Raw genomic sequence first — 22,822 nt, forward strand, 5'->3', positions numbered from 1 at the left:
TGCCGATCAGTTAACGCTTCGAACACCGCACCCCTGTGGGAGCGAGCTTGCTCGCGATGACGATCGCATAGTCAACACCTGCGTTACCTGACAGTCCGCTATCGCGAGCAAGCTCGCTCCCACAGGTTTTGCTCCTTAACTGACTGGCATTAGGGCAAGCTCCCTCGCCACAGTGTGCGGTGGCTTACTTGCGCATCACACCGGTAAACAAATCCGACTCCAGAAACCGCTGCAACCAGTCCTGCAACCGTCGATACGGCGTCTGCGCGAACCAGTCGCGGTCGACGTGGGCGAACTGGCGCACAAAGGGCATCAACGCTACGTCGGCCAGGCTTGGATGGTTGGCCAGCAAGTAATCGCGTCCTTCCAGCAATGCCTCCAGCCTTTGCAGAAATACTTCGCCTTCGCCGCGATAAACCTCCATCGGCTGTTCGGGATAACGCTCGGCGTACTTGTAGCGATTCAGGTGCACCTTGAACACCTGATCGTTCTGTTCGATCAGCGGGGTGATTTGCGCCGCTGCGCCAGGATCATCCTTGAGCAACCAGTCCTGCGGATCGTTCTGTGCCAGGGCCCAGCGCATGATGTCGAGGCTTTCGTCGATCACCCGGCCATCGGCGTTCAGTACTGGCACCGTGCCTTTGCCCGACAGCTCGAGCATTTCGGCGGGCTTGGCCTTCAGGCTGACTTCGACGATGTCCACGGCCACTCCCGCATAACGCAGGGCCATGCGCGCGCGCATGGCGTACGGGCAGCGGCGGAAGGAATACAACGTGTTCATTTCACCTCCAGGGTGCTCAGACCGTTGCCCTGGCGCTGGACCTGAATCTGCACGGGAATCCGTTCATGCATTTCCTGCACGTGGGAAATCACCGCGACCTTGCGGCCCTGAGCCTGCAAGCCGTCAAGGGCGTCCATGGCCAGTTGCAGGGATTCCGGATCGAGGCTGCCGAAGCCTTCGTCGATGAACAACGATTCGATTTTCAGCGTGCTCGACGCCATCGATGCCAGACCAAGGGCCAGCGCCAGCGAGACCAGGAAAGTCTCGCCACCGGACAGCGAATGCACCGAACGCAGTTCGTCGCCCATTTCGGTGTCCATCACCAGCAAGCCGAGCATGCTGCCGCCGCGCTTGAGGCGATAGCGGCGCACCAGTTGGCGCAATTGCACGTTGGCGTGATGCACCAGCAGGTCGAGGTTGTAGGCCTGGGCGATCTTGCGGAAGGTATCGCCGGTGGCGGAGCCGATCAACGCATTCAAGCGTGCCCAACGCTGGTACTCGCTGTAGGCGTCGGCAATCTGCTGCGCCAGGGCCTGATTGGCGTTTTGCCGGCGCTGGTCCTCGGCCTGTTCGGCGCGCAGTTCGGCGCAGTGTTGTTCGCTGGTGTTGGCCAGGGTTTGCAGATCATCCAATGCGCTAGCCAATTGCTCGGCATCGAGGTTGCCGTTGTGTTGCGCCTGATGATCGAGCAGGCGCTTGTCGCGCTCCTGCACCAGGACGCGGGCTTGCTCGATGGCTTTTTCACTGTGCTGCAAGCGCTGGCGCAGTTCGCTGACCTGAGTGTCGTCAACCCGCAGCAGGTCTTCGAGGCCAGCGTCATCCAGCTCGGGATGGCGGGCACGCCAGTCGCCGATCTTGCCGGCGAGCTCACGTTCTTCAGCTTCCAGTGCGTGCAAGCGTTCTTGCTGGGCCTTGAGCTCGGCGGCGATTTGCACTGACTGCGTGAGGACACTTTGCAACGTCTGCGCGGTACCGGTTTCGGCGCTACGCGCCTGTTCCACGGCCTGTTCCAGTTGCTGCTGCCAATCTTCTGCGCTGCTGTGTTCGCCGAGTAGTTGCCCGAGCGTTTGCAGGCTCGCCTGTTGCTGCTCGGCCAGCCCGGTGAACTGCTGTTCGGCGGCCTGCAATTGCTGCACGCGGCTTTGCTGGCGATCCTGTTCCTTCTCCAGGTTTTGCTGGCGTTGTTGCTGCTCGGCCAGTTCTTCCTTTTGTTGCTCGAGTTGCGCCAGGCGCTCGGCGATCTGCCGGTCGAGTTGCATGAAGGTCGCGGCCGGTTCGACGCGCAGCGCTTGCAGGGTCTCGGCTGGCAGCAGGTTGGCGAATGCACCGAGTTCTTCGTCCAGGCGCTGGCGGTCGTTACCCAGTTCGCGCTGTTGATTGCTCAGTTGCTGGGCCGCTTGCTGGTGCGCGGTTTCGGCATGACGCAGTTGTTGGGTCAGGCGTGCCGCATCCTGTTGCAGGGTGAGCAACGCGTTTTGTCGTTGCTCGTCCTGGCTGATGCTCTGGTTGAGCTGGCTGTTCTGCTGGGTGAGCCAGGCGTCGCGTTTGAGGGCATCCTGATTCAGCAGTTGGGCAGCCAGCGGATGCGCTTCCAGACTTGGGGCAAGGGCTTGCTGCTGGGTCGCCAGTTGTTCCTGCTGTTGCAGCAGTTCCTTTTGCTGGGCGATCAGCCCGCCGACTTCGGCACGCAGGTCGGTGAGCTTTTCCTTGAGCAGGTCGACGGCCTTCTGCGCGTTGGCCTGTTCGCTTTCATCGAAACGGCCGAGGCTCTGCAGCAGGGCTTCGGGCTGATGATAGGGATGCTCGTTGCTGCCGCACACGGGGCATGGCTGGTCGTCCTGCAACTGCGCGCGCAGCTCTTCGACACTGGCACTGCGCGCCAGACGCTGACGCTCCAGCAGTTCGCGCGTGACGTTGAGAGTCTGTTCGGCAACGCTCAGATCAACCTTGGCCTTGACCCCGTCCTGGGTCAGGCGTTCACGTTCCTGCTGCGCGGTGAGCTGGCGTTGTTGCAGCTCGGCACTGCGCTGGTCCAGGTCCTGCTGGCTGGCCCACAGGCGCGCCAGGTCTTCGACGGCACGCAGTTGCTTGCGGTTGTCCTGCAACAGGCTGCCCAGAATGCCGATCTGCTCGGCGACGGCATCCGGCTCGGCACCGGCCTCCTTGAACAGCACCTCCAGTTGCTGCTTCTGCGCGGTCAGCGTTTGTTCGGCGCTCGCAGCGTTTTGCTCGAGGCTGGCCAGTTCGGCCTGGCCCCGATTCAACCGGTTACCGATCAACATCAACTGTTGCAGGCGATCGCGATAGGCATTCCAGGCATCGCTCAACGGTGCCAGATGAGCGCTTTGTTCCAGCTCGGTGGCAATGCGCTGCAAGTCCCCGGCGCCACGGACTTGCTGATCGAGCAAGGTCTGAATCGTGCTCTGGCCCTGGCTGCAGGCCTGCTCGGCATTTTGCTTTGCCTCGGCACTGAGGGCGGTGTCTTTGGCGAGGCGGGCGAGGGTGCTTTGCGCCTCGAAGGCCTGGCGCAGTAACGGCGCACTGGCGGTTTGCCGTTGTTGCGCTTCGTTCAATGCGATCCGGGCGGCGCCAAGCTGTTGCTCAAGCTGCGTCTGACGCTCGCCGAGTTCGCCATGCTGCTGCGTCTGCAAGGCAATGTGCGCCGCCAAGGGTGTCAGCAGCGCGTCGACCTCGGCCTTACGGGCGAACTGGTGCCGTTGCGGGGCCAGCTGTTCGAGGCGGGTGAGCCTCAAGCGCTCACTGGCCAGGGCCTCCCAGTGGGTCTGTGCCGATTGCAGTTGTTCGCTGGCAGCCAGATGTTCGTCCTGCAAGCGACGCAGGTCCTTGAGCCAGGTGTCCTGCAGTTCAAGCTGTTTGAGCTGCGCCTGTCGGGTCTTGAGTTGCTGCTGCGCTTCGTTGAAGCGCTCATCCAGTTCCGCGCGGGCTTCGGGTGACAGCGGCGTCACCCCGCTGGCCTGATCCTGCAGCAGCTTGTGCGCCTCGCGGGCCTCCTTGGTCTTGTCGAAAGCGCGACGACCGAGGCGGGTGTAGAGCGCCGTGTCGGTGAGTTTTTCCAGCAGTTCGCTGCGGTCGTTGTCATCGGCCTTGAGGAACGCGCTGAACTCGCTTTGCGCCAACATCACCGCGCGGGTGAACTGTTCGAAATTCAGGCCCAGCGCGGCTTCGAGCTGAGCCTTGTATTCGCCTTTCTGGCTGGCGAGCAATTGATCCTGATCGATGTCGCGCAAGCTCTGGCGGCTGGCCTGCAGCTTGCCGGCGGCCTTGTCCCGGGCGCGATTGGCTTCCCAGCGGGCGCGGTAACGACGGCCGTCGACACCGACGAAATCCACTTCCGCGTAACCTTCACCGGTGCCGCGACGTAACAGGGTCCGCGGGTCACCTGTCGCGATTTCTCCGTCGGCGTCCGGCACCTTGGCATCGCGTCCGGTGTTGTGCAGGCGCGGTACGGCGCCGAACAACGCCAGGCACAACGCATCGAGCAGGGTGCTTTTGCCGGCACCGGTGGGACCGGTGATGGCGAACAGTCCGGCACTGGCCAGGGGTTCGGCGGTGAAGTCGATTTCAAACGGCCCAGCCAGGGAGGCAAGGTTTTTCAGGCGGATCGCGAGAATTTTCATGACTGTTCGCTCTCCATCTGCACGTCCTGCAACAGCTCGGCAAAGTCCTTGAGGGTCTGCGCGTCGACCTCGCTGCCGTAATTATCCTGCCAAGCGCGGCTGAACAGTTCCTGAGGCGTGAGTTGATCCAGTTCGATCAGCGTGCTGCCTTCGTCGGCACCGTCACGACCGCCGTTGCCGGCGTACTCGGCGGCGATGCGCACCAGGCGCACGGCCTTGCCTTGCAGGGCGTTTTCCACTTGATTGCGCAGGTCGGGCTGCGGCTCGTCCAGGCGCACCCGCACCTCCAGCCATGGCTGACGCTGGATCTCGGCCAACAGGTCGATGTTCGGCAGGTCCGCCAGTTGCAGCAGGATCTCGCTCAATGGCGCCGGGCCGATGCGTTGCAGGTTGACTGCACGGGGGATCAGTTTCGGTTCGACGCTGACCAGGGCCTCGCCGTCGAGCGTGATGTCGAGAATCTGGTGCTGATAGCTGATCTCGGAGAACGACAGCGGAATCGGCGAGCCGCTGTAGCGGATACGCTCCTCGCCGTTGACCTTCTGCGGCTTGTGCAAGTGGCCGAGGGCGACATAACTGATGCTCGGCCCGAACAGGCTGGCGGGCAGGGCTTCGGCATTGCCGATGATCAGGCTGCGCTCGGAGTCTTCCGATACCGAACCGCCGGCCATGTGCGCGTGGCTGATGGCAATCAGTGCCTGACCCGGCTGGCGCTTGGCGTTGGCCGCTTCGATCAGCCACTCGTGCACCTGTCCGATCCCGCGCAAATAGTTGTCACCCAAGTGCGCGCCAGTGACCTCCGCCGGGCGCAGGAATGGCAGCGCCAGGCACCAGCCGGCGATTTCACCACGGGCATCCGGCAAGGGCAGCAACAGGCGCTCGGCGTCCAGTTGCCCGTCATCCAGCCACAGCACACGACCGAGCGCATGAGTGCGCAAGCGCCGCATCAACGGCGCGGGCAGTTCGATCCGCGAGCCGGAATCGTGGTTGCCGGCGATCATCACAATGGTCAGCGACGGCTGCTGTTCGTGGGCGCTGACGATGAAGTCGTAGAGCCGCTCCTGGGCTTTGACCGGCGGATTGACCGTGTCGAAGATATCGCCGGCGATCAACAGCACGTCCGGTTGATCCAGTTTCAGCTGGCGCAACAGCCAGTCGAGAAAACAGCCGTGTTCGAAATCGCGATCCTGGCCGTGCAGGTTCTGCCCGAGGTGCCAGTCGGAGGTGTGAAACAAGCGCAAGGCGAACTCCGCTACAAAAATAGGTAATGGCCGCGGGGAAAATGAAGGCGGCGAAAGGGGAGAGAGTTTACTGGCAAACAAAACAGGTTGCTGAATGCCTTTGCGTCTGTAGGAGCTGGCTTGCCAGCGAAGGCGGCCCGCAGGCCTGCACAATATCTGCCAGAGCTTCGCCGGCAAGCCGGCTCCTACAGGTTTTGCGTGATCCTCTGTCCGGCGTTACTTCGGATACAGCGGCGGCAACCCACTCTCACCGACCGGATCCTGCACCCGCTCGGCCATTGGAATCGCCTTGATCGCCCGCCACAACTCGTCACCTTGCCAGTACTGGCCGGTTTCGCTGTACAGAGCGCCGTTCAGGCCGTCGAGGGCGTTGGACAGTGGCACGAAGCGGGCGGCCATGTCGGCCAGGGTTTCCGGTTGTTGGCGGGCCCAGGCGTCGAGCGCCTGGCGGGTGGCGTGGGAGTCGTTGGCCTGGCAGGCGCGCTTGAGGTCGTCGAGTACGGTGCGCGGGCTCGGGCCGGTTTGTGCGACGCGTGCCACCGCCGGTTGCCAGCGGCCACGCCACCAGAGGCCGAAGCCGAGCAGGGTGGTGCAGGCCAGGATCAAGGTACTGAGCTTCCAGCGCCAGAGCACTACGCTGTCGGCACTGGCATCGACCGGTGAGTTGCCGGCGGGGGCGTCGACCACCAGGCTCGGATTGGCCGCCACGTGCAGCGTGCGAGCGGGCAGGCTGCTGCGTTCCAGATGGTCTTCGAAGGTGTTCCACCAGACCACGTCGACGGTGGGCAGTTCGATGGCGCCGGTCCTTGTCGGCACCAGGGCTTCTCGGTCTTCACGACTGCCGACCAGGCCGCGTTCGCTGTTCTGGTTGCCGAGCACCGGTTGATCCGGGTAGCGGCGCAGGCCGCCGACATCGGTGCCGGGCAGCGGTGGCAGTTGGGTGCTGGACAAGCCTTCGGCCGTCACTGTCAGGCTGCGGGTCAGTGAATCACCGACCTGGGCGTGATCCGGCTCCGGGTTCCAGCTTTCGCTCAGGGTCAGGCTGCGCGCAGGCAGCCAGGGCGCATCGGCCGGATAGGTGATGGGCTTGGCCTTGACCGTCAACAGCAGTTCGGTCGAGGTAACGGGCATCAGCTTGCCGGATTTCGCCCCTTGGGTGGCGTCCTGTGCCGGTTGTGCATCGACCAGCGCGGCGTTGAAGACCTGTGCCGGAATGATCAGTTCGCCGCTGTGTTGCGGGTAAATCGCATAGCGCATTTCGATCACGCCGTGGCGCTGACCGTCGATGTCTTTTTCGTAGGTGCGTGAGTCGCCCAATTGTTCGATGCGCGCATCAGGTATCTGCAAGGGTGGCAGGCTGCTGTCGTCGTACAGCGACACCGAATGGTAGATACGCAGGGTCAGGACTGCCTGGGCCTGTACGTACACGCTGGTTTGATCGAGGCTGGCATCGATGAACACCGGGGCCCGGCTGTTCGGGTTGTCCGGTGTTTCGCTCTCGACCACTTGCAGGGTGATCGGCTGGCTCTGCAGTTCGCCCAGTTGCAGTGGCGGAATCACTACGCTGCCGTTTTGCCGGGGCAAGAGGGTGACGATCCATCGCGTGGCGGCCTGGTTTTCGCCGCTGAGAGTGTTCAATTGGTTGACCTGGCGTGTGCCGCGCACTTCGAACAACGGCTCCAGCGGTGCCAGGTCGGGTTTGCCGAATTGAGTGACGTCGGTGGATTCCAGGGTCAGCTCGACCGTCTCGCCTGAGCTGAGGCGACTGCGGTCCACACTGGCGACCAGTTCTCCTGCCTGCGCCTGGGCGGTGCAGAACAACAGGCCATGCAACAGCGCGAGCAATAAAACGGTGAAGCGGGTCATCGAGTTTCTTCCTGATCCTGATGTTGTTGCTGTTCGTACCAGAATTTACGCCTGAGCAGTTCACCAGGGTCATCCGGAATCTGCCGCAGCCACTGCTCCAGTGCCTGGCGCTGTTCACCTTCGAGGCTGTCGGTGGCCTGGCGCAAGGGTGGTGTCGTGTGTTGTTCGTCACCCAGTTCGCTGCCTGGTACTTCGTTGGTCCCCGGTTTCGGCGGTGTGGTGGACGGTTGTCGTTCACCTGGGCTGGGCGGTTGCCCTTCGTCGCCGCTCGAGGGTTGGGCAGCAGCACCGGGCGGTGGTTCCGGCGATTCGGCTTCGGGCCGGGCGTTGCTGGCTGCGTCTGGCTCAGGAGGGGGGGGCGTGTTTTTCTCCTTGAGCAGACGTTCCACCAGCGCCTTGTTGGTCAGTGCCGGACGCAAATCAGGTTGACGTTCCAGTGCCTGCTCGTAAGCGTCCAGGGCTGCCTCCAGCTGACCACTCTTGGCCAGGGCATTGCCCCGATTGTAGTGGGCATGGGCATCGTTGCCCTCGGCAAACCGCTCGGCGGCGCCGGCGTAGTCTGCGGCTTCATAGAGCGCCACGCCTTGCCACTGATGGTCTTCGAAGCGCCGGGCGGCCTCGGCCGGACGCTTGTGCTTGAGCAATTGCACGCCTTGTTGATCAGGACGCAGCCACAGGTCTGCGAGGTCGAAGGCGTAACCTGGTTGCGGTAGCGCCAATAGCAGTGGCAGGCACAGCAACCAGCCACGGCGTCCTGCGCAGGCCGCGAGCAGCAGCAGTGGCAACAGCAGCCAGTAACCCTGGTCGGCCCAGGTATCGAGGCGCAAGGTCTGACCGTCGTTGCGCAAATTGCGCGGACCGTCGAGCAGGCCAAGGGCGTGCAGGTCGCTATCGTCCAGGCGCGCCTGGCGAAAGCGTCCATCCAGATCGTTGGCAAAACCTTTCAAGCCAGGCTCGTCGAGGCGCGGCACGAGAATGGCGCCTTGTTCATCCTTGAGGAAGCTGCCGTCCTCCTGGGTGATCGGTGAGCCTTCGGCGGTGCCGATGCCGAGCATCAGGAATTGAGTCGATTTGCCGTTCAGCGCGCGACGGATGCCCAGCCGCTCTGGTTCGGTCAGGGACGAACCGACCAGCAGGATCCGACCGTCGCCCAAAGCAGCTTGTTCGAGCAGCGCCAGGGCCTTGAGCACTGCCAGATCGGCACGATGACCGGGCTCGGGCATCAACGACGGTTTCAGTGCATCCAACAGGTTGCGGCTGGTGGAAAGATCATCTGACAGCGGGACCAGCGTGTGGGCACTGCCGGCGTAGACGACTATGGCGGTTTGCGCGTCGCTGCGGGCCTGCAGCAGGTCGAACAGCTTGCGCCGGGCCTGCTCCAGCCGATTGGGCGTGACGTCGGTGGCGAGCATTTCCGGGGTCAGTTCAAGAACCACCACCAACGGGTCCGCGGGTTTCTGGCTGGTTTGCTCGACGCGTTCCCAACCCGGGCCCAACAAAGCGAGCACGGTCAACAGCCACGCCACGCCGAGCGCGACCCAGGGCAGTTTGCTGTCGCGACCACTGCCACCGCTGAGCAGCGCCGCATGAAAGGCCGGCGGCAGGATCATCTGCCAGCGCCCGGCGCGCTTCTTGCGGTGCCAGAGTTGCCAGAGCAACCAGCCAAGCAGCGGCAGCGACAGTAGCCACCAGGGCCGGAACCAGTAGGGCCACAGCGCACTCATCGGCGCCTCCGCAGACGCAGGCGTTTGAGGCGCTGGCGCCAGTCGGGCAGCAATTGCGTTTGCAAATACAGATCCTTGGTAAACAGGCGTTGCAACGGGTTGTCCGGCCAGAGTACGGGAACCACCAGCAGCATGCTCAGGCACAGCGCCAGGGCGAGGGGCCAGTGATACAAGGCTTGCGCCGGGCGGGCCTGGGTTGGTTGCTGGGCCACGGGCTCCAGTTGATCGAGGGTTTCCTTGATTGCCTGCAGTTCCTTGCCGTCGCGGGCACGGAAGTACTGACCACCAGTGGCCACGGCGATTGCCTTGAGGGAGGGTTCGTCAAGGTCCAGGCTCGGATTGACACCGAGGAACCCCACGGAGCCACTTTGTTCCGGATCGGCACCGATGCCGATCGGGTAGATTTTCACACCTTCCTGGGCCGCCAGTCGGGCGGCGGTGAGCGGATCGATTTCACCGCCATTGTTGGCGCCGTCGGTGACCAGTATCAGCACGCGGCTTGTTGCCGGACGCAAACGCAGGCGTTTGAGGGCCAGGCCGATCGCATCGCCGATGGCGGTGTTTTTGCCGGCAATGCCGATGCGCGCTTCGTCGAGCCACACGCGTACGGTGTGGCGGTCGAAGGTCAGCGGTGCCTGCAGGTAGGCCCGGCTGCCAAACAGGATCAGGCCGACGCGGTCACCTTCGCGACTTTCCAGGAAGTCGCCGAGCAGGTGCTGGACCAACGACAGTCGACTCACCTCTTCGTCCTGCCACTGCATGTCAGGGAAATCCATGGAGCCGGAAACGTCCACCGCCACCAGCAGATCGCGGCCGCTGGCGGCGATCGGCAAGGGTTCGCCGAGCCACTGCGGGCGCGCCGCCGCGACCAGCAGTAACAGCCACAGCAAAATGAACGGCGCCTGTTGGCGCCATGCCGGCAGGTTGGCCCGGGCGCGCCGCCCGGCGAGGCCTTCCAGATCGCTCAGGAAGCTGACCTTGAGCGCCGGTTCGCCACTGTCGGCCACCGGCAATACGATGCGCATCAGCCACGGCAGCGGCAGAAGGGCAAAAATCCACGGCCAGGCAAATTCAAACATGCTTGCGAATCCATGTGTCGACGGCCAGGGTCAGGCCGGCGATCGCCTTGTCATCGAGCTTGCATTCGGGTTTGTAGGCGCCCTCCACAAGCACCATCCAGCGAGTCAGCCCGGCCGCCGGGCAGCGGTTGTCGAGGAATGCCAGCCATTTGCGGCCGTTGAGGGTATGGCTCTGGCTGTAGGGGTAATGGTTGCGGCACAGGCGTTTGAGCAAGCCGTTGAGTTGCTGCAGCCAGGCACCGGCTGGCGCACCGTCGTAGGGTTTGGGCATCAAGGCCAGCTCCGCCAGGGCGGCAAGGCGCACCGGGTCCAGCGGCTGTTCGGCGCGTACCACCGGGCGCTTGTCCGGAATGAAGCGACGCAGCTTCCACAGGCCCAAACCGATCAGTGGCACCAATAAAAGCAGTAACCACCAACCCGGAGCCGGAGGCCAGAATTCCACCGGTGGCGGGGATATCAGGGGTTGCAGTTGATCAAGGCTGCTCATCGACCTTTCCCCGGTTTCTGTGGGTTCAGGTATTCGCGCAGTTGTTCGACCATCTCGCTCTGGGTGCTCAAAGGCATCATCAGTACCCGCAGTTTCTGCGCGAGCAGCTCCCAGCGTGCGATGCGTGCTTCGGCCTGGGCCCGGTAAGTCTGGCGCAGGTCGAAATTCAGCGTATCGAGTTCCAGTTGCGCGCCATGCTCGGCGAAACGTAAAAGTCCTGCGGCGGGCAGGGCATGATCCAGCGGGTCGGACACCGGCAGCAGCAACAGGTCGCAATGACGCGATAACAGGCTCAGCTGTTGCTCGGCGCTTTCCGATAGCGCGCGTTCATCGCAAATCACAATCACCAGGCTGCCCGGGCGGGACACTTCCCGGGCGCGGCGCAGGGCGATACCAAAGGCATCACGGTCCGGCTCGCTTTCGCTGTTGAGCGACTGATTGACCCGCACCAGCCGGTTGAGCAGCTGCAGCAGGCTTTGCTTGCTGCGCCGAGGCTTGATTTCGTAGTGCTGATTGTCGCCATACACCAGCCCGCCGACCCGGTCGTTATGCCCCAGGGCTGCCCAACCGATCAGGCTCGCGGCCTGTGCGGCGAGCACTGACTTGAACATCAGGCCCGAGCCGAAAAACAGGCGACGGCTTTGTTCGACCATGATGAAAATCGGCCGCTCGCGTTCTTCGTGGAACAGCTTGGTGTGAGGCTCCTGGGTGCGTGCGGTCACGCGCCAGTCAATGGTGCGCACATCGTCGCCGGCCTGATAGACCCGCACCTGATCGAAGTCCACGCCACGGCCGCGCAATTTGGAATGGTGCAGGCCGATCAGCGGGCTGCGTTGGCTCGGCGTGGAAAACAGCTGCACTTCGCGCACGCGATGGCGCATCTCGATCAGGTCGGCGAGGCTGACACGTATGCCCGGCTCGGGCGGCAGGCTGGCTTTCATCGGGGTCAAGCGACGGCTACGACGTCGAGAATCCGCTGGACCACCCGGTCCTGGTCGATGCCAGCGGCTTCGGCTTCAAAGGAAAGAATGATGCGATGGCGCAGCACGTCGAACAGCACGGCCTGTATGTCTTCCGGGCTGACGAAGTCGCGCCCGGCCAGCCAGGCGTGGGCACGGGCGCAGCGGTCCAGGGCAATCGAACCGCGCGGGCTGGCGCCGTAGGCGATCCACTCGGCCATTTCCGGGTCGAACTTGGCCGGGGTGCGGGTGGCCATGACCAGTTGCACCAGGTACTCCTCCACGGCGTCGGCCATGTACAGGCCGAGGATTTCCTTGCGTGCGGCGAAGATCGTCTGTTGGGTAACCCGACGCTCAGGCTTGGCTTCACCGTTGAGGGCTTCGCCACGGGCCTGTTGCAGAATCTTGCGTTCAACCGTCGCGTCCGGGAAACCGATCTTCACGTGCATCAGGAAGCGGTCGAGCTGGGCTTCGGGCAGCGGGTAGGTGCCTTCCTGCTCGATAGGGTTCTGCGTGGCCATCACCAAAAACAAGGGCGACAGTTCATAGGTGCTGCGCCCGACACTGACTTGCCGCTCGCCCATGGCTTCGAGCAAGGCCGACTGAACCTTGGCCGGGGCGCGGTTGATTTCGTCCGCCAGTACCAGGTTGTGGAAAATCGGGCCTTGCTGGAACACGAAGCTGCCGGTTTCCGGGCGGTAGATTTCCGTACCGGTAATGTCGGCCGGCAACAGGTCAGGGGTGAACTGGATACGGTGGAACTGGGCTTCGATGCCTTCGGCGAGTTCTTTGATGGCCTTGGTCTTGGCCAGGCCAGGGGCGCCCTCGACCAGCATGTGGCCGTCGGCGAGCAGGGCGATGAGCAAGCGCTCGATGAGTTTTTCCTGGCCGAGAATCTGCGTTGAAAGAAAGGTTCGCAGCGCGAGTAGCGCTTCACGATGTTCCATCGATGACTGTTCCTGCAAAAGGGTCGCCGAGGACGTTCGAAGTACGCCAGGGCTGGGGGCGTTACTTTAATCCATCGTGGGGGGCGGCGACTAACGGCATTTTGCGCAAAGTGCGGGAAATGATGGGTGAAATTGTTGGCGGTTCGTGCCATTTCAGTAATGTGGTGGGTTTACTGACGCCATCGCGAGCAAGCTCGCTCCCACAGGGGATCACGCCGTCACTGAGGCACGCGATCAAATGTGGGAGCGAGCTTGCTCCGGGCGGCGCTCCGACGATGAGGCCGGAACAGGCACTGATATTCAGAGCTGGCTAATGAAGGTGCCAGTACCCTTAAGAATGTTCTGCAAGGTCTCTTCCACTTCAGCCAGATCCACCATGTCCGGATCGAAGGTGATCTCCAGCACATCGTCCCCATTCAACGCATCAGCATCGGCCGCCGCAATTTCTATCTTGAGCAGGGAAGGGCTCAGGGTGACTTTCACGCCATCAAGCGTCGAGGGTTCGCCGTCGAGGGTGATTTCCAGCTCGTCTTCATCGGGGTAGCGGCTCATCAGGAACATTTCGCCCTGGTCGCTGTGGCAGCAAAGCATGGCCATGTTGTCTTCTTCGTCGTCGCAAGGGTTGACGATCAAGAGGGCGGTGGTCATTTGCATGGGTAGTTCCTAGCTCGACGAGAGTGGTGAAAAGGCAATTCTGCCAGCTCGAAGGATTTTCTGCCGACTTGTGTGACTCATAGTTACCTATCGTGGACCTTCAATACTCAAATTTTCATACGAATCAACCGAGTAGGAATCAGCTCGCTATGTAGTACATGGGCGCTTAACTCTGATTGCCTTTGCGGCGCGCACGATATCCGCGTGGTCCGAACCAACCCCGATCATTCTATCCATGGTATTAGTGCCGGCGCGCCCAAGCGTTCTCCACCAAGGATAACGTAGCGTAGCGACAGCCAATCGCATGGTCTTGTCGTGTCAATGGTTATAAGGTTTCGGAACGAAGAGAGGGGTTTGATTGAGTACGGTGACTTTCTCGCGTGTCAGTAAGTCGTGAAAGTCTCGTGGATCCCGAGCGGTCTGGTTTGTCACCAGGACTGGGCGCCCTCCGAACAGGAGCGCGCCCCAGATTTCCCACACAGAGAAATCGAAGGCGACTGAATGAAACTTGCACAACAGCACTCAGCAATGGGTTGTATCAGGGACAAGCTATTTATTCGCGGATTATCCCTGTCATCCCAACAATGTGAGGAATCAGGTTCCGAGCGATCAAGTGCAGTTTGGTTAAACGAAAGTCCGCCTCCGGGCCTGGTGAAAAACACCGCGCAGCGGGCCACGTAACAAAAAAGCAATTCACCCAGCCCACGAAAATTTCTGTGCCTTATGGTGCGGGATCTGTCGGAAGAAACCGATTTGTATTATCGGTTTGATGAATGGAAAAACGTTAAAAGTTCGACTTTTTGAATTGTGAGAGGTGTTTCTGTCGGACTATTCCTAACTTGACCTAGGAAATTTCAGGTCCTGTTGCAGGAAGTTTGCGAGCGGTGAAAATAACGCCCGTCCGCAGGTTTTTTACTTGTATTGGCGCAATTCAATCCCTTAGCGTGATCACCCAGACGCAAAGGATTGCGCAGTCAATCATGAAAAAAAAACCTCTTTCGATGAGTCAGTATTTCGAATGGGCGGATGAGATCAAGCACCTGTCCGAGGAGCAGATCGAGCAACTGTACCAGCGCTATCTGAATGGTGAAAAAAGTGCCGATCTGAAAATCGAGTTCAACATTGCGCCTGAAGTCCGCAGTTTGTTGAAGGTTTTACCCCCGATTATCAGCAAGGACCTGACCTGTCCCTACTGCGACCTGCCCATGTGGGTGCGTCGGCACGCCAAGTGCACGCCTGTCTCACTGCGCAACCATTTCAAGTGTGTACGTTGCGAGCACTATCACTTTGAACCCGGCCACTGGCGACGCAAACTCTGCACTTGCAACGAGTGCTACAAGCTGCGCCAGGAGGAAATTGCCGCACAAGCGCGGCGCGATCGTCTCGAGCTGGAGAAACGCTACGCCACGCCACGTCCGGCGGTGCCTTATGCCTCGCTGGGCTTCGTCCAGAAACTGGCACTGCTGGCCTTGCTGGACGATGGCCAGGTAGGCGGTGCCGAGCGCATTGCCTCGCTTATCGCCGGATCCCGCAGCGAACACCTGGCGCCTACTGACGAGGCCAGTGAAGCGCTGTTGAGGGATTTGCACGAGACCGGTGCATTGGACGTCGATCTGGATGGCGATATCAAGGCCTTCGATCTAGCGTCCGATTACCGGATCAATGACTTTTCCTCCGTGCGCTGGATACCCAATGTCGCGTTGGAACCCGATGTACGAAGCACTCGCGACGCGCTGTATCGAGCTTTGTATCAAGAGTTGTCCGGGACTGTTCAGCCCGCCTGGAAAAGCGAGCTGTACGCCTTGATGTTTAGCCTGGCGCGGGACGAGTCGATTCAGTACATCCAGGTATTGGCCAGTGAAGTGAGCTTTGTATTCAGTGCCCAAGGGCGTGCGAAAAAAGTTGTCGACCAGCTCCTGCAGGACTTCTCGGTGAGTCATATCTACTACTTTGCGCGGTTGGCGGTGAAGAATGCCGCGCACTTTTATGCCACCGGCAACTCCAGGGGCCGCCCCCATGCTTGCAACACCATCCCGGGCAGCATGTTGGGCACGGCGCAGGATGCATTGGCGCGAAACTGGCGCAAAACCGCCTATCGCGATTCGCGAGTGCCGCAGTCGGCTTTGCACCGAATCTTGTATGACGTGGTGCTCAAGGACAGCGGCGCAGGTTTTTCCAGATCGCCGGGGGGCTACTGGCGTGACGAGCTGGTGCCACGGTTTTTCTCCGGCGATACCGACGGGGCGGACCTGGCCGGACATCTGCAGCTGTTCTGCCGCGAATGTGATTCGCGCAACGTCGACGCCAGCATGGACAAAGTCACGGTTCGAATGATGTGTTACGACTGCGCGACAGTCAGTAAATTTCAAGCGATCGAAGACTTGATCGACTGAATCGGTCGAGGTTTCTTCAATGAGCCCCAATAGCATCCATGGTCGGTTCGGCGATCATGGATGTTGTCAATTTCTGGTTGACGCGGGGCGGGCGCGTCCCGACCGGTCGTTCTGGTACGAGTGTCCCGCAAAAACCGTCCAGTTAGCCCCCGAAATCGCCTGTGGCTGCTAGTGTTGTTCGATGTGCGCCCCCAGAGCAGCGTACCGTTGACCGAATATGTCGCAGCACCGCAAGCATGGGCCTTGCCGCAATCGTTAAGCTGCGCAACGGATGAGCACCCGTAAAGACATTGCGCTGCACCCGGCCCAGTCGTTTTTGCAGATGCCCATTCACGGAAGGTGAATGTGACCTGAGTGTCTCGTCCAGCTTCACCCACCTGTCGCCCTGTTTCCTCTGCCCGAGAATCAGGAGCCGGGTGACGGGTAGCCCCGAAAGGGGCTTTGCACGCGACGCTTCCATCAATAACAAGCCCAAGCGGAGTACCACAGATGGCGTTCTTCACCGCAGCCAGCAAAGCCGACTTCCAGCACCAACTGCAAGCGGCACTGGCGCAGCACATCAGTGAACAGGCACTGCCACAAGTGGCGCTGTTCGCTGAACAATTCTTCGGCATCATTTCCCTTGACGAGCTGACCCAGCGTCGGTTGTCCGACCTTGCTGGCTGCACCCTTTCTGCATGGCGCCTGCTTGAGCGCTTCGATCACGCGCAACCGCAAGTGCGCGTCTTCAACCCCGATTACGAACGCCACGGCTGGCAGTCGACCCACACCGCGGTCGAAGTGCTGCACCACGACCTGCCATTCCTGGTGGACTCGGTGCGTACCGAGCTGAACCGCCGCGGCTACAGCATCCATACCCTGCAAACCACCGTGCTCAGCGTGCGTCGTGGCAGCAAGGGCGAGCTGTTGGAAATCCTGCCCAAAGGCACCCAGGGCGACGACATTCAGCAAGAATCGCTGATGTTCCTGGAAATCGACCGCTGCGCCAACACCGCCGAGCTCAATGTGCTGAGCAAAGAGCTGGAGCAGGTGCTCGGTGAAGTCCGCGTGGCCGTTGGCGATTTCGAGCCGATGAAGGCCAAGGTCCGGGACATCCTGACCATGCTGGACAACAGCCAGTTCGCCGTCGATGCCGATGAGAAGAACGAAATCAAGAGCTTCCTGGAATGGCTGGTGGGTAACCACTTCACCTTCCTGGGCTACGAAGAGTTCGTGGTCAGCGATGAAGCCGATGGCGGCCACATCGTCTATGACAAGGACTCCTTCCTCGGTCTGACCAAACTGCTGCGCGCCGGCCTGACCTACGATGACCTGCGCATCGAAGACTACGCCGTGAACTACCTGCGCGAACCGACCTTGCTGTCGTTCGCCAAGGCTTCGCACCCAAGCCGTGTCCACCGTCCGGCTTACCCGGATTTCGTGTCGATCCGTGAAGTTGACGCCAACGGCAAGGTCATCAAGGAATGCCGTTTCATGGGCCTGTACACCTCGTCGGTGTATGGCGAGAGCGTGCGGGTGATCCCGTACATTCGCCGCAAGGTTGAGGAAATCGAACGCCGTTCGGGCTTCCAGGCCAAGGCTCACCTGGGCAAGGAACTGGCGCAGGTGCTCGAAGTGCTGCCGCGCGACGATCTGTTCCAGACCCCGGTGGACGAGCTGTTCAGCACCGTGATGTCGATCGTGCAGATCCAGGAACGCAACAAGATTCGCGTGTTCCTGCGCAAAGACCCGTACGGCCGTTTCTGCTACTGCCTGGCCTACGTGCCGCGTGATATCTATTCCACCGAAGTGCGTCAGAAAATCCAGCAAGTGCTGATGGATCGCCTGAAAGCGACCGATTGCGAGTTCTGGACGTTCTTCTCCGAGTCCGTGCTGGCCCGCGTGCAGTTGATCCTGCGCGTCGACCCGAAAAACCGCCTCGACATCGACCCGCTGCTGCTGGAAAAAGAAGTGGTGCAGGCCTGCCGCAGCTGGCAGGACGACTACGCCGCCCTGACCATCGAAAGCTTCGGCGAAGCCCACGGCACCAACGTGCTGGCTGACTTCCCGAAAGGCTTCCCGGCCGGCTACCGCGAGCGTTTCGCAGCCCACTCGGCTGTGGTCGACATGCAGCACCTGCTGAGCCTCAACGAAAAAAATCCGCTGGTGATGAGCTTCTACCAGCCGCTGGGCCAGGTGTCCGGCCAGCGCATGCTGCACTGCAAGCTGTACCACGCCGATACCCCGCTGGCGTTGTCCGACGTTCTGCCAATCCTGGAAAACCTCGGCCTGCGCGTGCTGGGTGAGTTCCCGTATCGCCTGCGCCACAACAGTGGCCGCGAGTTCTGGATTCACGATTTCGCGTTCACCGCCGCCGAAGGCCTGGAACTCGACATCCAGCAGCTCAACGACACGCTGCAGGACGCGTTCGTCCACATCGTGCGTGGCGATGCCGAGAACGATGCGTTCAACCGTCTGGTACTGACCGCCGGCCTGCCATGGCGCGACGTGGCGCTGCTGCGTGCCTACGCCCGCTACATGAAGCAGATTCGTCTGGGCTTCGACCTGGGCTACATCGCCAGCACCCTGAACAACCACACCGACATCGCTCGCGAGCTGACCCGGTTGTTCAAGACCCGTTTCTACCTGGCGCGCAAGCTGACCGGCGACGATCTGGACGACAAGCAGCAACGCCTGGAACAGGCGATTCACAGTGCCCTGGACGACGTTCAGGTACTGAACGAAGACCGCATCCTGCGTCGCTACCTGGACCTGATCAAGGCCACCCTGCGCACCAACTTCTACCAGACCGATGCCAACGGCCATAACAAGTCGTACTTCAGCTTCAAGTTCAACCCGCACTTGATTCCCGAACTGCCCAAGCCGGTACCGAAGTTCGAAATCTTCGTCTACTCGCCGCGTGTCGAAGGCGTGCACCTGCGCTTCGGCAATGTGGCTCGTGGCGGCCTGCGCTGGTCCGACCGTGAAGAAGACTACCGCACCGAAGTGCTCGGCCTGGTAAAAGCCCAGCAAGTGAAGAACTCGGTGATCGTGCCCGTGGGCGCGAAGGGCGGCTTCCTGCCGCGTCGCCTGCCACTGGGCGGCAGCCGTGACGAGATCGCGGCCGAGGGCATCGCCTGCTACCGCATCTTCATTTCGGGCCTGCTGGACATTACCGACAACCTGAAGGACGGCGCCCTGGTACCACCGGCCAACGTCGTGCGTCATGACCACGATGACCCGTACCTCGTAGTAGCGGCGGACAAGGGCACTGCAACCTTCTCCGACATCGCCAACGGCATCGCCATCGACTACGGCTTCTGGCTGGGCGACGCGTTTGCGTCCGGTGGTTCGGCCGGTTACGACCACAAGAAAATGGGCATCACCGCCAAGGGCGCGTGGGTCGGCGTACAGCGCCACTTCCGCGAGCGCGGCATCAATGTCCAGGAAGACAGCATCACTGTGGTGGGCGTCGGCGACATGGCCGGTGACGTGTTCGGCAACGGCTTGCTGATGTCCGACAAGCTGCAACTGGTCGCAGCGTTCAACCACCTGCACATCTTCATCGACCCGAACCCCGAGCCGGCATCGAGCTTCGCCGAGCGTCAGCGCCTGTTCGACCTGCCGCGTTCGGCCTGGTCGGACTACGACACCAGCATCATGTCCGAAGGCGGCGGCATCTTCTCGCGCAGCGCGAAGAGCATCGCGATTTCCCCGCAGATGCAAGAGCGCTTTGATATCCAGGCCGACAAGCTGACCCCGACCGAACTGCTGAACGCCTTGCTCAAGGCGCCGGTGGATCTGCTGTGGAACGGCGGTATCGGTACTTACGTCAAGGCCAGCACCGAAAGCCACGCCGATGTCGGCGACAAGGCCAACGATGCACTGCGCGTGAACGGCAACGAACTGCGCTGCAAAGTCGTGGGCGAGGGCGGTAACCTGGGCATGACCCAACTGGGTCGCGTCGAGTTCGGCCTCAATGGCGGCGGTTCCAACACCGACTTCATCGACAACGCCGGTGGCGTGGACTGCTCCGACCACGAAGTGAACATCAAGATCCTGCTGAACGAAGTGGTTCAGGCCGGCGACATGACCGACAAGCAACGTAACCAGTTGCTGGCGAGCATGACCGACGAAGTCGGTGGTCTGGTGCTGGGCAACAACTACAAGCAGACTCAGGCCCTGTCCCTGGCAGCCCGCCGCGCCTTGCCGCGGATTGCCGAATACAAGCGCCTGATGAACGACCTGGAAAGTCGCGGCAAGCTGGATCGCGCCATCGAGTTCCTGCCGACCGAAGAGGCAATCAACGAGCGCGTCGCGGCAGGCCATGGCCTGACCCGTGCCGAGCTGTCGGTGCTGATCTCGTACAGCAAGATCGACCTCAAGGAGCAGTTGCTGGGCTCCCTGGTGCCGGACGACGACTACCTGACCCGCGACATGGAAACCGCTTTCCCGCCAACCCTGGTGAGCAAGTTCTCCGCGGCGATGCGTCGTCACCGTCTGAAGCGCGAAATCGTCAGCACCCAGATCGCCAACGATCTGGTCAACCACATGGGCATTACCTTCGTTCAGCGACTCAAGGAGTCGACCGGCATGAGCCCGGCGAACGTGGCCGGCGCTTATGTGATCGTGCGTGACATCTTCCACCTCCCGCACTGGTTCCGTCAGATCGAAGCCCTGGACTACCAGGTGTCGGCTGACGTGCAACTGGAGCTGATGGACGAGCTGATGCGTCTGGGCCGCCGCGCCACGCGCTGGTTCCTGCGTGCCCGTCGCAACGAGCAGAACGCTGCCCGTGACGTCGCGCACTTCGGTCCGCACCTGAAGGAGTTGGGCCTCAAGCTCGACGAGTTGCTCAGTGGCGAGATCCGCGAAACCTGGCAGGCCCGTTACCAGGCGTACGTCGCAGCCGGTGTACCGGAGCTGCTGGCGCGCATGGTGGCTGGTACCTCGCACCTGTACACCTTGCTACCGATCATCGAAGCTTCCGACGTGACCGGCCAGGACCCTGCGGACGTGGCCAAGGCCTACTTCGCCGTGGGCAGCGCGCTGGACATCACCTGGTACATGCAACAGATCAGCGCTCTGCCGGTTGAAAACAACTGGCAGGCCCTGGCCCGTGAAGCGTTCCGCGATGATGTCGACTGGCAGCAACGTGCGATCACCATCTCGGTCCTGCAACAGGGCGACGGCACCCAGGACGTGGAAACACGCTTGGCGCTGTGGATGGAGGAGAACGACGGCATGATCGAGCGCTGGCGTGCCATGCTGGTGGAAATCCGTGCCGCCAGCGGCACCGACTACGCCATGTACGCAGTGGCCAACCGCGAACTGCTGGACCTGGCATTGAGCGGTCAAGCGGTAGTGTCTGCCGCTGTCGCCGCCGAGCTGGAACCGGCTGCCTGATCAGGCGTTGAATGAAAAAGCCCCGCATTGAAAGATGCGGGGCTTTTTTTGGTTCTTCACGCCATCCCGGGAAATACCGATAACGCAATACCCGTAGGAGCCGGCTTGCCGGCGATGCATTCAAGTACGCCGCGTTTATCCGGCTCACACGCGTTATCGTTAACGACCTTCGCTGGCAAGCCAGCTCCTACAAGGGGGCTTGCCCGCGATGGGGCCACTGATTTCAATACGACTTCTGGCTTGATTCATTATCAAGCATCGACACGTTACTTGTCGGAGTGGTCAATAAATTACTGAGGGACTGGTCAAATTTTTGCAGCGCTCGAACTTGCACATTCTGTTGTTCGTTAATATCCGCCACTATCTCCTCACTGCGTTTGTAGTCGGCCCAAACCGGACTCAGTGCTTTTGCATCGTGCCCTTGGGCGGTACCAATGTAATTGAGATTCTTATCATAAAAGTCTGCACTGGCATGAGACTCGATGTCTGAACTGCGCGACGTCATGAGTTGACTGCGGGTGTCGATGATCGCCACCACATCCGGTCTGGCGGCTTTGAGGCTTTGCATGTCCGGGTACACCGTGACCGAGCCAAACCGACGCTGCAAAGAGGTCTTGATGCCTTCTATGGCGAAGTCAGGACTGGATGTGGCTACATAGGCGTCATGAATCGATTGCACCAGCAGACTCTGCCCGAAGCCCGTGCCGGCGTTGGCCTGATAGTCCCGAAGGTAGGCACGGTTGGTCTGAGTATTGTGGCTGTAGACAACGCCCAGCGAGACATCGTCGCCATTGGGGACATGCGCGGCACTGCTGCGGCCAACCGGTTCAGTGAAGATGCCTTCCAGGGAAGAAACCGCTGTCGGTGCGGTGGGAATGGAGCAGCCGGCTAACAGGGCAGTTATCGATAACGTACTGACAAGCGCAAGTTTCATGGTGTTTCTCCAGTGAAACAACTTCAGTCGAAAGTTAAAGTTGCCGGAGCTGTTCCGGCGGTGACTCAAGACTAAACCCTGGTTGATTTATTTAAATGGCCAATATCCACACTTGTCAGGTGGGCATTAGTTTTGTTTGGTTTAAAAGTATTCGGTTAATTGCGTGAGGAAATAAAAAGACCCGAATCCGCGATTCGAGCCTTTTTATTTATAGCTGTGCGTTCAGCCATCAGTGTTCCAATGGGATCAGCACTTTCTCATCCGGGGCCAACACCATGAACACCAGCAATTTGGCCGGCTGGGTTGCGCTGGCGTTTTTCGATACCAGGTGTTCCGACCCCGCCGGCTCATACCAGAACTCACCGGCCTTGTAGGTTCTCGCCGGCTCGCCCTTGACCTGGGAAACGATTGCGCCCGCGGTGACGTAGGCCATGGTGGAGCCATCGTGTTTGTGGGCGATGGACGACTGACCGGGTTGGTAATCGACTTCGATCATCAGTGCTTTTTTACCGGGGACGTTCTTCAGCATTTCGTCCTGCAGGACAGTGACCTTTTCCGAAGGATCATGGGCAAAAGCCGATGCACAGAACATCAGGGCCAGGGTGGCAAGGGGGGCAGCACAGAAGCGCAACACGGTCATGGTTCTTCACCTGTGGTGGTTGGTTGTTGCAATCCACAGTAGTGCGCAAGGGGTAACGATCAAACAGCCAATATTCGGGAAGGCGAGGGGACCA

General features: G+C 61.0%; 15 protein-coding genes. 2 read left to right on the forward strand and 13 right to left on the reverse strand.

Annotation, left to right across the window (positions count from 1 at the left end):
• Window positions 1-184: 184 nt before the first annotated feature.
• From KGA81_RS23725 to KGA81_RS30290, 11 genes are all read right to left on the reverse strand, one after another.
• A complete protein-coding gene (locus tag KGA81_RS23725) occupies window positions 185-781 on the reverse strand; it encodes a glutathione S-transferase (RefSeq protein WP_223549035.1) in 597 nt (198 codons plus the stop codon).
• Complete coding sequence (locus KGA81_RS23730) at window positions 778-4,419, reverse strand: AAA family ATPase (protein ID WP_223549037.1); 3,642 nt, start codon at window positions 4,417-4,419, stop codon at window positions 778-780. Before KGA81_RS23730 ends, KGA81_RS23725 begins: the two co-directional genes overlap by 4 nt.
• A complete protein-coding gene (locus KGA81_RS23735) occupies window positions 4,416-5,660 on the reverse strand; it encodes an exonuclease SbcCD subunit D C-terminal domain-containing protein (RefSeq protein ID WP_223549040.1) in 1,245 nt (414 codons plus the stop codon). The genes KGA81_RS23730 and KGA81_RS23735 overlap by 4 nt, the downstream gene beginning before the upstream one ends.
• Before the next feature lie 216 nt (window positions 5,661-5,876).
• On the reverse strand, window positions 5,877-7,526 hold the full coding sequence (locus tag KGA81_RS23740; protein WP_223549041.1) for a BatD family protein: 1,650 nt from the start codon (window positions 7,524-7,526) through the stop codon (window positions 5,877-5,879).
• Window positions 7,523-9,250 carry a VWA domain-containing protein gene (locus tag KGA81_RS23745; RefSeq protein WP_223549043.1) on the reverse strand — a complete coding sequence of 576 codons (1,728 nt, stop codon included), beginning with the start codon at window positions 9,248-9,250 and terminating at the stop codon, window positions 7,523-7,525. Before KGA81_RS23745 ends, KGA81_RS23740 begins: the two co-directional genes overlap by 4 nt.
• On the reverse strand, window positions 9,247-10,329 hold the full coding sequence (locus KGA81_RS23750; protein ID WP_223549045.1) for a vWA domain-containing protein: 1,083 nt from the start codon (window positions 10,327-10,329) through the stop codon (window positions 9,247-9,249). The genes KGA81_RS23745 and KGA81_RS23750 overlap by 4 nt, the downstream gene beginning before the upstream one ends.
• Window positions 10,322-10,816, reverse strand: coding sequence for a DUF4381 domain-containing protein (locus KGA81_RS23755; protein ID WP_223549047.1), 495 nt, complete (start codon window positions 10,814-10,816; stop codon window positions 10,322-10,324). The genes KGA81_RS23750 and KGA81_RS23755 overlap by 8 nt, the downstream gene beginning before the upstream one ends.
• The gene (locus KGA81_RS23760) at window positions 10,813-11,757 is read right to left on the reverse strand and encodes a DUF58 domain-containing protein (protein ID WP_223549102.1); all 945 of its coding nucleotides are present in this window, start codon (window positions 11,755-11,757) and stop codon (window positions 10,813-10,815) included. The genes KGA81_RS23755 and KGA81_RS23760 overlap by 4 nt, the downstream gene beginning before the upstream one ends.
• Window positions 11,758-11,762: 5 nt before the next feature.
• Window positions 11,763-12,722, reverse strand: a complete 960-nt coding sequence (locus tag KGA81_RS23765; RefSeq protein WP_108215854.1) for an AAA family ATPase — start codon at window positions 12,720-12,722, stop codon at window positions 11,763-11,765.
• 300 nt (window positions 12,723-13,022) lie between these two features.
• Window positions 13,023-13,376, reverse strand: coding sequence for a hypothetical protein (locus KGA81_RS23770; RefSeq protein WP_223549049.1), 354 nt, complete (start codon window positions 13,374-13,376; stop codon window positions 13,023-13,025).
• 318 nt (window positions 13,377-13,694) lie between these two features.
• Window positions 13,695-13,898 carry an AMP-binding protein gene (locus tag KGA81_RS30290; RefSeq protein WP_411736574.1) on the reverse strand — a complete coding sequence of 68 codons (204 nt, stop codon included), beginning with the start codon at window positions 13,896-13,898 and terminating at the stop codon, window positions 13,695-13,697.
• Window positions 13,899-14,356: 458 nt separating this feature from the next.
• Here KGA81_RS30290 and KGA81_RS23775 point away from each other — a divergent pair, with 458 nt between their 5' ends.
• The gene (locus KGA81_RS23775; RefSeq protein ID WP_223549052.1) at window positions 14,357-15,769 is read left to right on the forward strand and encodes a hypothetical protein; all 1,413 of its coding nucleotides are present in this window, start codon (window positions 14,357-14,359) and stop codon (window positions 15,767-15,769) included.
• 489 nt (window positions 15,770-16,258) lie between these two features.
• Entirely contained in the window at window positions 16,259-21,154 is a 4,896-nt protein-coding gene (locus KGA81_RS23780; protein WP_223549055.1) for an NAD-glutamate dehydrogenase, read from the forward strand.
• 223 nt (window positions 21,155-21,377) lie between these two features.
• Here the strand turns inward: KGA81_RS23780 and KGA81_RS23785 are convergent, their stop codons facing one another.
• Together KGA81_RS23785 and KGA81_RS23790 are read right to left on the reverse strand one after the other, a co-directional pair.
• A complete protein-coding gene (locus tag KGA81_RS23785) occupies window positions 21,378-22,088 on the reverse strand; it encodes an ATPase (RefSeq protein WP_223549058.1) in 711 nt (236 codons plus the stop codon).
• Between the two features lie 229 nt (window positions 22,089-22,317).
• Entirely contained in the window at window positions 22,318-22,728 is a 411-nt protein-coding gene (locus KGA81_RS23790) for a cupin domain-containing protein (protein ID WP_223549060.1), read from the reverse strand.
• Between the last annotated feature and the right edge of the window lie 94 nt (window positions 22,729-22,822).

The organism is Pseudomonas sp. A-B-19, assembly GCF_019947515.1.
Classification (GTDB): domain Bacteria; phylum Pseudomonadota; class Gammaproteobacteria; order Pseudomonadales; family Pseudomonadaceae; genus Aquipseudomonas.